Source organism: Mycobacterium sp. 050272, assembly GCF_039023525.1.
Classification (GTDB): domain Bacteria; phylum Actinomycetota; class Actinomycetes; order Mycobacteriales; family Mycobacteriaceae; genus Mycobacterium.
This window is the reverse complement of sequence record NZ_JBCHKV010000003.1, coordinates 356093-368478: the sequence shown is the minus strand read 5'-3', so window position 1 is coordinate 368478 and position 12386 is coordinate 356093. Positions and strand designations below refer to the sequence as shown.

At 64.4% G+C, this 12386-nt stretch carries 13 protein-coding genes; 8 read left to right on the top strand and 5 right to left on the bottom strand.

Features of this window, described 5'->3' with window-relative positions:
- Window positions 1-6 precede the first annotated feature (6 nt).
- Complete coding sequence (locus AAHS21_RS09485) at window positions 7-1038, bottom strand: LLM class F420-dependent oxidoreductase (RefSeq protein WP_342927413.1); 1032 nt, start codon at window positions 1036-1038, stop codon at window positions 7-9.
- Between the two features lie 70 nt (window positions 1039-1108).
- Here AAHS21_RS09485 and AAHS21_RS09480 point away from each other — a divergent pair, with 70 nt between their 5' ends.
- From AAHS21_RS09480 to AAHS21_RS09455, 6 genes are all read left to right on the top strand, one after another.
- Complete coding sequence (locus tag AAHS21_RS09480) at window positions 1109-2098, top strand: OB-fold domain-containing protein (RefSeq protein WP_342927412.1); 990 nt, start codon at window positions 1109-1111, stop codon at window positions 2096-2098.
- Between the two features lie 15 nt (window positions 2099-2113).
- The gene (locus AAHS21_RS09475) at window positions 2114-3178 is read left to right on the top strand and encodes a thiolase domain-containing protein (RefSeq protein ID WP_342927411.1); all 1065 of its coding nucleotides are present in this window, start codon (window positions 2114-2116) and stop codon (window positions 3176-3178) included.
- Window positions 3178-4371 (top strand): thiolase domain-containing protein, encoded by a 1194-nt coding sequence (locus AAHS21_RS09470; protein ID WP_342927410.1) that lies wholly within the window; start codon window positions 3178-3180, stop codon window positions 4369-4371. Before AAHS21_RS09475 ends, AAHS21_RS09470 begins: the two co-directional genes overlap by 1 nt.
- Window positions 4368-4775 carry a nuclear transport factor 2 family protein gene (locus tag AAHS21_RS09465; RefSeq protein WP_342927409.1) on the top strand — a complete coding sequence of 136 codons (408 nt, stop codon included), beginning with the start codon at window positions 4368-4370 and terminating at the stop codon, window positions 4773-4775. Before AAHS21_RS09470 ends, AAHS21_RS09465 begins: the two co-directional genes overlap by 4 nt.
- A gap of 74 nt (window positions 4776-4849) precedes the next feature.
- Window positions 4850-5803, top strand: coding sequence for an NHL repeat-containing protein (locus AAHS21_RS09460; RefSeq protein WP_342927408.1), 954 nt, complete (start codon window positions 4850-4852; stop codon window positions 5801-5803).
- A 107-nt stretch (window positions 5804-5910) separates the two neighbouring features.
- On the top strand, window positions 5911-6885 hold the full coding sequence (locus tag AAHS21_RS09455; protein WP_342927407.1) for an NHL repeat-containing protein: 975 nt from the start codon (window positions 5911-5913) through the stop codon (window positions 6883-6885).
- Between the two features lie 10 nt (window positions 6886-6895).
- Here AAHS21_RS09455 and AAHS21_RS09450 read toward each other — a convergent pair whose 3' ends face one another.
- On the bottom strand, window positions 6896-7420 hold the full coding sequence (locus tag AAHS21_RS09450; RefSeq protein ID WP_096290274.1) for a gamma carbonic anhydrase family protein: 525 nt from the start codon (window positions 7418-7420) through the stop codon (window positions 6896-6898).
- A gap of 126 nt (window positions 7421-7546) precedes the next feature.
- Here AAHS21_RS09450 and AAHS21_RS09445 point away from each other — a divergent pair, with 126 nt between their 5' ends.
- Window positions 7547-8719 carry a Rieske 2Fe-2S domain-containing protein gene (locus tag AAHS21_RS09445; RefSeq protein WP_342927406.1) on the top strand — a complete coding sequence of 391 codons (1173 nt, stop codon included), beginning with the start codon at window positions 7547-7549 and terminating at the stop codon, window positions 8717-8719.
- Between the two features lie 4 nt (window positions 8720-8723).
- Window positions 8724-9170 carry a hypothetical protein gene (locus tag AAHS21_RS09440; protein WP_342927405.1) on the top strand — a complete coding sequence of 149 codons (447 nt, stop codon included), beginning with the start codon at window positions 8724-8726 and terminating at the stop codon, window positions 9168-9170.
- A 62-nt stretch (window positions 9171-9232) separates the two neighbouring features.
- On the opposite strand, the gene AAHS21_RS09435 is transcribed toward AAHS21_RS09440, so the two are convergent.
- From AAHS21_RS09435 to AAHS21_RS09425, 3 genes are read right to left on the bottom strand one after another with little or no spacing between them, the layout of a single operon-like run.
- Window positions 9233-10378 (bottom strand): sulfotransferase, encoded by a 1146-nt coding sequence (locus AAHS21_RS09435; RefSeq protein ID WP_342927404.1) that lies wholly within the window; start codon window positions 10376-10378, stop codon window positions 9233-9235.
- Window positions 10378-11160, bottom strand: coding sequence for an SDR family oxidoreductase (locus AAHS21_RS09430; protein WP_096290277.1), 783 nt, complete (start codon window positions 11158-11160; stop codon window positions 10378-10380). Before AAHS21_RS09430 ends, AAHS21_RS09435 begins: the two co-directional genes overlap by 1 nt.
- 2 nt (window positions 11161-11162) lie before the next feature.
- Complete coding sequence (locus tag AAHS21_RS09425; RefSeq protein ID WP_342927403.1) at window positions 11163-12290, bottom strand: hypothetical protein; 1128 nt, start codon at window positions 12288-12290, stop codon at window positions 11163-11165.
- Window positions 12291-12386 lie beyond the last annotated feature (96 nt).

The following is a 12386-nucleotide window of genomic DNA, read 5'->3' as shown; positions in this document are numbered from 1 at the left end:
AACTGTCTAGACGAGCGTGGCGAGCTCCCGGACCTGCTCCGCGCTGCGGCCGGACACGACCATCATCGTGACGCCCGCCGCCTCCCAGGACTTGATCTGCTTACGGACGTAGTCGACGTCGCCCACGATCGCGGCATCATCGATGACCTCGTCGGGGATGATCTCGGCGGCCTTGTCCTTCTGGTTGCTGCGGAACAGCTTGGTGACGTCGTCGACCACGTCGGCGTAGCCCATCCGGCGGTACACGTCGGCGTGGAAGTTGGTGTCTTCGGCGCCCATTCCACCCATGTAGAGCGCGATGTAGGGCTTCATGGCCGCGAACGCGGCGCTGCGGTCCTCGGTGATCACGATGTTGGCCGTCGCGCAGATCTCGAAGTCCGCACGACTGCGGCGGGCACCCGGCCGGGCAAAGCCCTCGTCCAGCCACTCGTTGTAGGTGTCGGCCATCCGCGGCGTGTAGAAGATCGGCAGCCAGCCGTCGCAGATCTCGGCGGCCAGCGCGACGTTCTTCGGTCCCTCGGCGCCCAGCATGATCGGGATGTCGCTGCGCAGCGGGTGGGTGATCGGCTTGAGCGGCTTGCCCAGGCCGCTGGTGCCCTCGCCGGTCCGCGGCAGCGGGTAGTGCGGGCCGTCGCTGGTCACCGGCGCCTTGCGGTCCCACACCTGGCGGATGATGTCGATGTACTCACGAGTGCGGGCCAGCGGCTTGGGGAACCACTGGCCGTACCAGCCCTCCACGACCTGCGGCCCGGACACCCCGAGCCCGAGAATGTGCCGGCCACCGGAAAGGTGATCGAGAGTGAGTGCGGCCATCGCGCATGCCGTCGGGGTGCGCGCGGACAACTGAACGACCGAAGTGCCAAGCCGCACCCGTTGCGTCGACGAACCCCACCACGCCAGCGGCGTGTAGGCGTCCGAACCCCATGCCTCGGCGGTGAACACGGCGTCGAATCCGGCGGCCTCCGCTTCGGCCACGAGCTCGCCGTGGTTCTCCGGCGGTTGAGCGCCCCAATATCCCAGCTGCAAACCCAGCTTCATGTCTCCGCCTTTCCTGGCCGAACCGGACCCGATATTGAAACGGTTCTTAGAACCTGTTCTACTCGATGGCGTGACAGCCACTTCGAGCGGCCCGACCACGATCGATCACTCCGAGCCGCCCCTCTCAGCGCCGTTAACTCTGGCATTCGACTACACCCGTTCAGTCGGTACCACGCTTAGCAATTTCTTCACCGCACTGCGTGGGCGCCGCGTCCTCGGGGTGCGCGGATCGGATGGCCGGGTGCATGTGCCACCGCCGGAGTACGACCCGGTCACCTACGAACCGCTGGGCGAGATGGTACCGGTCTCACCCGTCGGCACCGTGGTCTCCTGGACCTGGCAGGCCGAGCCGCTGGGGGGCGAACCGCTGGACCGCCCGTTCGCCTGGGCCCTGATCAAGCTGGACGGCGCCGACACCGCGATGATCCACGCCGTCGACGCCGGCGCACCGGACAAGATCGAGACCGGCGCGCGGGTGCATGTGCACTGGGCCGACGAGACCGTGGGCTCCATTACCGACATCGCCTACTTCGCGCTGGGCGAGGACGCCGAACCCGAGGGACCCCCCAGCGACCAGGACCCGGTCACGATGATCGTCACACCGGTCTCGCTGACCATTCAGCACAGCGCCTCGCACGAGGAAAGCGCTTACCTGCGCGCCATCGCGGAAGGCAAGCTGCTGGGCGCCAAGACGGGGAAGAACGGCAAGGTCTACTTCCCGCCGCACGGTGCGGACCCGGCCACCGGCCAGCCCACCACCGAGTTCGTCGAGCTGCCGGACAAGGGCACCGTGACAACGTTCGCGATCATCAACATCCCGTTCCAGGGACAGCGCATCAAGCCGCCCTATGTGGCCGCTTATGTGCTGTTGGACGGCGCCGACATCCCGTTCCTGCATCTGGTCGCCGACATCGACGCGCACGAGGTCCGGATGGGCATGCGAGTGGAAGCGGTGTGGAAGCCCCGGGAGGAATGGGGATTTGGCATCGACAACATCGAGTACTTCCGGCCCACCGGTGAACCGGACGCCGAGTACGACACCTACAAGCACCACCTGTAAAGGGCTTAGGAACACATGAGCGAACGCAATGTTGCGGTCGTCGGCTTTGCCCACGCCCCGCATGTCCGCCGCACTGACGGCACCACCAACGGCGTCGAGATGTTGATTCCGTGTTTCGCCCAGCTCTACGAGGAGCTGGGCATCGCCCGGACCGACATCGGCTTCTGGTGCTCCGGGTCGTCCGATTACCTTGCCGGAAGGGCCTTTTCGTTCATCTCGGCGATCGACTCGATCGGTGCCGTACCGCCGATCAACGAGTCGCACGTCGAGATGGATGCGGCCTGGGCCCTCTACGAGGCCTACATCAAGATCCTGACCGGCGAGGTGGACACCGCGCTGGTGTACGGCTTCGGCAAGTCCTCGGCCGGCATCCTGCGCCAGATCCTGTCCCGGCAGACCGACCCCTACACCGTCGCGCCGCTGTGGCCCGACTCGGTGTCGATGGCCGGGCTGCAGGCCCGCCTGGGACTCGACTCCGGCAAGTGGAGCGAAATGCAGATGGCCCGAGTCGCATTCGATTCATTCGCCAACGCCCGCCGGGTCGACAAGGTGGAATCGGCGGTCAACGTCGAAGGCCTGCTGGACCGGCCCTACTTCGCCGACCCGCTGCGCCGGCACGACATCGCACCGATCACCGACGGCGCCGCCGCGATCGTGCTGGCCGCCGACGACCGCGCACGCGAGTTGCGCGAAAACCCGGCCTGGATAACCGGAATCGAGCATCGCATCGAAACCCCGGTGCTCGGTGCACGCGACCTCACCGACTCTCCGTCGACGCGGGCCGCGACCAAGGCGGCCACCGGCGGCACCACCGCCAACCTCGACGTCGCCGAGATCCACGCACCGTTCACCCACCAGCACCTGATCCTGACGGACGCCATTCGGATCCCGGGTAAGACGAAAGTCAATCCGTCCGGCGGTGCGCTGTCGGCCAACCCCATGTTCGTTGCCGGTCTCGAGCGCATCGGATTTGCCGCACAACACATCTGGGACGGTTCTGCGAATAGGGTGCTGGCGCACGCCACCAGCGGGCCTGCGCTGCAACAGAACCTGGTCGCGGTCATGGAAGGAAAGAACTGATGGCCGGTGCAGGAGCGCACCTCGCCGCGGTACTGGGTACCGGGCAAACGAAGTACGTAGCCAAGCGCAAGGACGTCTCGATGAACGGCCTGGTGCGTGAGGCCATCGACCGGGCGCTGGCCGACTCCGGTTCCACGTTCGACGACATCGACGCGGTAGTGGTCGGCAAGGCGCCCGACTTCTTCGAGGGCGTCATGATGCCGGAGCTGTTCATGGCCGATGCCATGGGCGCCACCGGTAAGCCGCTCATCCGGGTGCACACCGCGGGATCGGTCGGCGGATCCACCGCGGTGGTGGCGGCCAGCCTGGTGCAGTCGGGCAAGTACAAGCGCGTGCTGGCCATGGCATGGGAGAAGCAGTCGGAATCAAATGCCATGTGGGCGTTGTCGATTCCGATCCCATTCATCAAGCCGGTCGGCGCCGGCGCGGGTGGATACTTCGCCCCGCACGTGCGCTCGTACATTCGCCGCTCGGGAGCACCGTTGAACATCGGTGCCATCGTCGCGGTCAAGGACCGGCTCAACGGGGCCCGCAACCCGCTGGCGCACTTGCATCAGCCCGACATCACGGTGGAAAAAGTGATGGAGTCCCCCATGCTGTGGGACCCGATCCGCTACGACGAGACCTGCCCGTCGTCCGACGGTGCCGCCGCGGTCGTGATCGGTAACGAGGAGATCGCCGAAGCCCGCTTGGCACAAGGCGAGCCGGTGGCGTGGATCCATGCGACCGCGCTGCGCACCGAGCCCCTGCAATTCTCGGGCCGCGACCAGGTCAGCCCGCAGGCCAGCCGTGACGCGGCCGCCGCACTGTGGGAGGCGGCCGGCATCAAGAGCCCGATCGACGAGATCGACGCCGCCGAGATCTACGTGCCATTCTCCTGGTTCGAGCCAATGTGGTTGGAAAGCCTCGGATTTGCCCCCGAGGGTGAGGGTTGGAAGCTCACCGAGGCCGGCGAGACCAAGATCGGCGGAAAGCTGCCGGTGAACCCGTCCGGCGGGGTGCTGTCGTCGAACCCGATCGGCGCGTCGGGCCTGATTCGCTTCGCCGAGGCGGCCATCCAGGTGATGGGCAAGGGCGGCGACCACCAGGTTCCTAACGCCCGAAAAGCGTTGGGACACGCCTACGGCGGTGGCTCACAGTACTACTCCATGTGGGTGGTCGGTGCCGACAAGCCCGAGAAAGTCAGCGCGTGAGCGAAAATCCCGCCCACGAGGCGGGCCGTCGCTCGCGCGAGGCAGTCGGCGCCAGGGACAAACAAGCCTGGCTTGAGGTTTTCACCGACGACGCCATCGTCGAGGATCCCATCGGGCCGTCGGTTTTCGACCCCGAAGGTAAGGGACACCGCGGCCGCGACGCGATCTCGGCGTTCTGGGACAAGGCCATCGCCCCTACCACCAAGATCGAGTTCTTCTTCCGCGATACCTACCAGTGCGGCAACGAGGAAGCGAACGTCGGCCACATCCTGATCACGACGGGCGATTACCAGACGACGGCCGAAGGCGTGTTCACTTACAAGGCCAACGACGAAGGCAAACTGGTTGCCCTGCGGGCCTATTGGGAGATGGACCGCGCCGCCGCCAATACCCGCAAGATCTAGGTCGTCTGCAAACCCGGAATTAACCTGGATCTTCCTGTGCGGGTGCGGCGTCGCGCGGTACTCTCCTGGTTCCCATGGACGAAATCAGGTCGAAGAACCCCGCAACGAGTCGGTCGCACCTGCGGCTGCGGATCCTGTCCATCGCCGGCGCGGCAACGCTGGTGATCCTCGCGGTCGTCGCCGTCTACCTACTGTTCGGCCGGACATCGGCAACCCAGGCCTCCGTCAAGCCCAGTCCGACGCCTGCGGCGAAATCCGCCACGTCCGCCCTGCCGTTCGAGCTCGTGGATACCGACGGGCTGGAGGCGGACGGTGCGGGCAACGTGTACGTCTCCGACTCGGGCACCGACCGGGTGTGGGAGCTGAAAGCCGGCTCTGACAAGCCGATCGTGCTCCCCTTCACCGGACTCAAAGAGCCGGGCGGTCTAGCGGTGGACGGCCACAATGCCCTCTATGTGGTCGACCAGAAAAACCAGCGGGTACTGAAATTACCGGCCGGCGCGAGCGCACCGGTCGAATTGCCGATGACCGGGCTCGAAGAGCCTCATGGAATCGCGGTGAATAGCCGGGGGGATGTCTTCGTTGCCGACTTCAAGGGCAATCGGGTGCTGGGATTGCCGTCAGGCTCGAATACTCAGGTCGAGTTGCCATTCACCGGCCTCAACCAGCCCTACGACCTAGCGGTGGACGAGGCCGACACCGTGTATGCCGCCGACGCGGGCAACAACCGGGTGGTGAAACTGGCGGCGGGAACGTCCACGCCGGTCGACCTGCCGTTCACCGGTCTGAATTTCCCGAACAGTGTGGCGATCGACCACAGCGGCAACGTGTTCGTGACGGACCTGAACAACAATCGGGTCCTCAAGCTCACGGCCGGTTCGAATACCGTGTCAAGACTGCCGTTCAGCAATTTGGTCGCCCCATTTGAGGTGGCGGTGAGCCCGCAGGGCGATATCTACGTCGCCGATTTCCACAACAGGGTGCTCAAATTGCCCGCGGGATACGAGACGGTACCACTGGGAAGTTGAACCGGCATTTCTGGTCAGCGCTTTTCTTCTGAAGTTGCTATGCGCCGGGAAAGCCGCGCGGTAGTGTCCTGGTGTCGCGAACACCGTGGTGGTTGAGGAGCCGGCGCATGGACGACGATTGGGAGTTCGAGACACCCGCAAAGGTCAAACCGCAACGGCGGTCACGGCCCTCTCTGACGATCATGGTCGCCGCGGCCGTCGTGGTCATTGCGGTCATCGCCGTGGCCGGCTACCTCGCCTTCGGGCAAACGTCGTCGGGCAAGGCATCGTCCACCCAGACCACGACCCCAAGCGCTGCGCCGCCCACGTCTGGCGCGGTCGTGCTGCCGTTCACCCTCGCGGATCCCGAAGGGGTGGAAGTAGATAACGCCGGCAACGTGTATGTCGCCGACTCCGGCGGCAACCGGGTGCTCGAGTTGCGGGCCGGCACGAACACCCCAATCGAGTTGCCGTTCACCGGCCTGGACCGTCCGGCCGGTCTGGCCACGAACCACCACGGCGATCTTTATGTCGTCGACCAATACCACAAGCGGGTGCTAGAACTTCCCGCCGGCTCCAAGACCCAGATCGAACTTCCCTTCACCGGCCTGACCGAGCCCCATGGTGTGACGGCGGACAGCGTCGGCAATGTCTACGTCGCCGACTTCAAGAACAACCAGGTGCTCGAAATGCCCGTCGGCTCAACGGTTCAGGTTCCGGTTCCGTTCACCGGACTCAACCAGCCTTACGATCTCGCGGTGGACAGCAGCGACGGCATCTACGTCGCCGACGCCGGCAACAACCGGGTGCAGAAGCTGCCCGCGGGCTCGACCACCCCGGAGATTCTCCCATTCACCGGCCTGAACTTCCCGAACAGCGTCGCGATCGACCGCAGCAACAGCGTCTACGTCACCGACTTGAACAACAATCGGGTGCTGCGATTGACGGCGGGCTCGAACACGGTGGCGGTGTTGCCTTTCGGCGATCTCTTCGCGCCCTATGGGATCGCGGTCGGGCCACAGGACGACGTGTATGTGGTCGACTTCCGCAACCGCGTGCTGAAGTTGCCGGCCGGATATCAGCCGACGGAACTTTCGCATTGATCCCGATGGTCTAGATCGGCTCCAGCCCGGTGAGATGCCGCTGCGCGAGATCGCGATAGGCCTGCGGATTCAAGTTGATCCACATCTCGGCACCCGTTCCGGCGATCGGGCCCTTGATCTGAGCCGGCGCTCCGACCACCAGCACGCCGGCCGGAATCTGCGTGCCGGCGGTCACCAGAGAATGCGCTGCGACCAAGCTGCGCGCACCGATCACCGCCCCGTCCAGAACAGTGGCGTGGTTGGCGATCATTGCCTCAGAACCCACGTGAACGCCATGAATGACACACATATGGGCCACCGTCGCGCCCGGTCCGATGTCGACGGGGATGCCCGGTGGCGCGTGCAACACCGATCCGTCCTGCACATTGGCGCCTTCTCGCACGACGATCGGCCCATAATCGCCGCGCAGTACGGCGTTGAACCAGACCGACGCCCCGGCCTCGACCGTGACGTCGCCGATCAGGGTCGCGGTCGGCGCCACGAAAGCTGTCGGATCGATCCGGGGCGCCCGACCCTCGAAAGCAAACAGTGGCATCGTCTAGATATACCCCAAGCGTGAAGCGCCCCCCGGACAACGCAGCTAGGCCCGCTGTCGTTGCGCGTCCATGGCAGAAAACTGTAACGTGTTCTAGTTAGAGGGCAACAATGCTGGAGGTGACAGGTGAGTACCGACACTAAAGCGGTCGGCATCCGGGAAATCGATCCCGGCGCGTTGCCGACCCGGTACGCCCGCGGCTGGCACTGCCTGGGCGTCGCAAAGGACTTCCAGGACGGCAAGCCGCACTCGATTCAGGCGTTCGGCACCAAGCTGGTGGTCTTCGCGGACTCCCACGGCGACATCAAGGTGCTCGACGGCTACTGCCGCCACATGGGCGGGGACCTGTCCGAGGGCACCGTCAAGGGCGACGAGGTCGCGTGCCCGTTCCACGACTGGCGCTGGGGCGGCGATGGCCGCTGCAAGCTGGTGCCTTACGCGAAGCGCACGCCCAAGACGGCACGCACCCGTTCCTGGACGACCGACGTGCGCGGCGGTCTGCTGTTCGTCTGGCACGACCACGAGAACAACCCGCCCGACCCCGCTGTGCGCATTCCGGATATCCCGGAGTCCCACAGTGACGAGTGGACCGAGTGGCGCTGGAACAGCATCCTCATCGAGGGGTCCAACTGCCGCGACATCATTGACAACGTCACCGACATGGCGCACTTCTTCTACATCCACTTCGGGTTGCCGACGTACTTCAAGAACGTCTTCGAGGGCCACATCGCCTCGCAGTACCTGCACAACGTGGGCCGCCCGGACGTCAGTGATCTGGGTACCTCCTACGGCGAGGCGCACCTGGATTCCGAGGCTTCCTACTTCGGCCCGTCGTTCATGATCAACTGGCTGCACAACAGTTATGGCGGTTACAAGGCCGAATCGATCCTGATCAACTGCCACTACCCGGTGACCCAGAACTCGTTCGTGCTGCAGTGGGGCGTCATCGTCGAAAAGCCTAAGGGCATGGACGAGAAGATGACCGAGAAGCTGTCCAGGGTCTTCACCGAAGGTGTCAGCAAGGGCTTTTTGCAGGACGTCGAGATCTGGAAGCACAAGACAAGGATCGACAACCCGCTGCTGGTTGAGGAAGACGGCGCGGTGTACCAGCTGCGTCGCTGGTATCAGCAGTTCTACGTCGATGCCGCCGACGTCGAACCGGAGATGGTGGAGCGCTTCGAGATCGAGGTCGACACCAGCCGCGCTATCGAACACTGGAACGTCGAGGTCGCCGAGAACCTCAAAGCACGGGATGCCGAAGCTGCTGCGGCCGAAGAAGTTCCAGCCGAACAGCACTGACGACATGGGTGACGATCAGCCGGCGGTTCCCGACGTCGATCGGCTCGCCCGGTCGATGCTTTTGCTGCACGGCGACGGCCACGACCACGAGGACAAACCCGCCCACCACGGCGGGTCTGGATCATGGTCGAAGTCAAGGGATTTCGCTAACGACCCGAAGCGTGCGGCTGCGGTCCGCGAGGCCAGCCTGGCCGATCGGCAGCGCTACCTGACGTCAGGTCTGCAGCCGGTCGATTGCCGCTTCTGCCATGTCACGGTGACCGTGCGCAGGATGGGACCGGGACATACCGCGGTGCAATGGAATACCAATGCGTCTGCGCGTTGTGCCTACTTCACCGAGGTGCGGGAATCCGGCGGTGATCCGGCACGAACCAGGTCCTGCCCTCGCCTGTCCGACAGCATCGAACACGCGGTCGCCGAGGGCTACCTGGAGCGCCCAGAAGAAGACTGATTCACCGCGGTGATTGCCCCCATCGGGAGAAATTACCGCTGTGCCGCCTGGGCGAAGGCCGATCACAGCCCGGCGAAGCGCTCCTTGACCTCGTCGGCGGTGAGCCCGTAGTCGGCCAGTGAGTACTTGTGCTTCGGGGCCCGCGCGCCGGTCTGACTCTCGGCGTGGCTGTCCTCCATGGCCTTTCGCGCCTCGTCGGTCAGGTCCAGGCCGAAGTGGCGGTACACCGTGGCGACCGTCCCGAGCGGATCGGCGATCAAGTCGCGGTAGTCGACGTCGCAGAACTGGGCGGGGTCGTATTTGGCGCGTGCGGTGTTGAACAACTGCAGACCGCGCGACCAGGTTTCCATTGCGTCAGCACCGATCTGGGCGCCCGAAAAGGTCGTCGACCATCCCTCGGCGGTGTGCTGCGCCAACGAGCACATCGACCCCATGATCGTCTCGACCGGCCGGTGCGTCTGGATCACCAGGGCATCCGGATAGGTCGTCATCAACGCGTCCAGCGCAAACAGATGACTGGGATTCTTGAGCACCCAACGCTTTTCGGCGTCATTCAGCCCGATCAGCTGAAGGTTGCGGCGATGCCGCTGGTATGACGGCGTCCAGTCCTGTTGTGAGAGCCACTGCGAGTAGGTGGGTAGGTGCGACAGCGTCTCGTAGGACACCGAATGCAGCGACTGCCGCAGCAGCTGCCAGCACTCCTCGAGCTCGTAGGCGGCCATGAAATGCAGACCGGTGTATTCCGGATTCTCCGCGTGAGCCTTCTCGAACTGCGCGTTCAGCGAGCTGTACCACGGGTTGGCATCCCACTCGTCGCGCGGCGGACGCGGTTGCGGGAACTCGGCCAGCCACAGGTGCAGTCCCTGATGCACGGGATCGGCTCCGAGCAGGCGGTGCAAGATCGTGGTGCCGGTGCGCGGCAGGCCGGTGACGAAGATCGGCCGCTCGATGGCGACGTCGGCGTGCTGCGGATACTGCTTCCAGGCCGATTCGGAGAACAGCCTGGACACCAACGCGCCGCGCAAGAAGAAACGATTCATCTTGCTGCCCAACGGAGTTAGGCCGGCGTCACGTCGATAGGACTCCAGCAGCACCTCGAGGGCTTCGCGGTAGTTGTCGTCGTCAACGCCGAAGTCGTCAAGCCCGACCAGCTTGGTTGCCGACGCGTGCATGTCCTCGACGGTGCCGACGTCGGTACGCTCTGCCATTAGGTGTGGTACTCCCCGCAGTTGACATCCAATGTCTGCCCGGTGATGCCGCTGGACAGATCGCTGGCCATGAACAGAATTGCCGAGGCGACCTCGTCCTCGGTAGGCAGTCGCTTCAAGTCGGAGTTCGCCGCAGTGGCCTGGTAGATCTCCTCGGCCGTGGTGCCATACTTGCCGGCCTGGTGGTTGAAGTAGGCCTGCAACGTGTCGCCCCAGATGTAACCGGGCGCAACGGAATTGACGCGAATACCCTTGTCACCGAGCTCGGTGGCCAGCGATTGCGACATGGACAGCAGCGCGGACTTGGCCATCTTGTACGCACCGTACTTGGCCTGCGAGTGCCGCAGCACCATCGAGTTGACGTTGACGATCGAACCCTTGGAGGCTTCCAGCGCCGGGGTGTAAGCCTGGATCAACCGCAACGCCCCGAGCGCGCTGAGCTCGATCGCGTCACGGATATGCTGAAATGTGGTGCCCGCCAACGGCTTCATCGAAGGCACCCGGAACGCGTTGTTGATCAGCACGTCGACCTTGCCGTAGGTCGCCATCGTCTGCTCGACCAGGTTGTTCACCTGATCGTCGTCAGTGATGTCCGTCGACACCGCCAGCGCCTGGTGGCCGGCGTCCTTGAGTTGCTGGGCGACCTCTTCGAGCCGCTCGGCGGTGCGTGCCGCCAGCACCAGATCCGCCCCGTCGCGCGCACATCGATGCGCCAGCGTGGTACCGAGACCCGGTCCGACGCCGCTGATGACGACTACTTTCTTCTTGAGCATCCCTGACATCGTCACCCCAGCATTCTTGCTTGAATTTGTTGCTGGCGCAGCGCAATTCGTGCACGCCAGTCATCCTCGGAAATCTTGTTGTGGTCGAAATACGGCAGCTTGCTCGCCACCGCGTCCAGGTCGACCAGTTCCACGGTCGGCCCGTCGGCATCGGTCAGCTCCCGTGACACTCGCTGCCAGCGGAATTGCAGGTACCCGCGCCGGTGTCCCAGAGTCTCGACCCAGTTGGTCACACCCGGATTCCCGTCGGCGACGACAATGCGGACCTTGCCATCCGGATCTGCTTGTGCCTGAGTGTTGTTCAACGACGTCTGGTGGTTGATGTAGTCCAGCGAGATGTACCACAGGCTGCCGAGCTGGAAGCCGAGGTAGGGCGCATCGCTGGTCGGAATGGTGATGATCAGCGCCTGGTCGGGCCGCAAATCCCAGTGCCCGACCGACGAATACTGGGTGGCCAGTCCGCCCGGGGTCAGCCGCGGCGCCACCATGGTGTTGACCGGGAGATTGTCATAGAACCACTGCGGGAATTGCAGCCAGGTCTTCACCCGCTGCACCAGCTGCTTTCCGGCTGTGGCATAACGCTTTTCGATGAGGTCGCGGGTCAGCGGCGGCGGGGCAGTGCCGGCGGTGTCCAGCCGGGAGATAGCCAAAGTGCCGCGCTGGGCAGACCAGTCGCCGTAAACCTCACGCATCACCAATTGCCCATTGCTGGTGGGTCGCACTCGCCACTCGAAGGTGCCGTCGGCGGCGATCTCCAGTTCGCGGTCATCGAACGCGGCCTGGCTGGCGGGCACGTTGTCGTCGGTGTACTCACCGCCGAGCAGCTGGAAGCTCAAGTCGGTGGTGGTACCGCGGACGCCGGTGACCACGTAGTCGTGGTTGGCGTGCACGCGGGTGCCGAAATACAGAGTGTCGGGATTGTCCAGACCCATCTTGGTGAATGGCCCGGTGCCCGACTGCAGGAACGGATGGTCGCGGTCGTAGTCGACTGCCAGATGTATACAGGCCGATATGCAACCGGCCAGGTATTGCATGCCTTCAAGCAGGTCGGCTTCGGTCTCGATGAAGGGTGCGGCGGCTACCAGCTTCTCGGCTTCGGCGATCGCATCGTTGAGAGAGTCAGAGAACACGCCTAGACGCTAGAACGTGTTCTACTTTTTCGTCAATGGCGAACATTCCCGCGCGTCGTCGCCGGGGTTTGCCGACTTGACAGATTAAGCCGATGC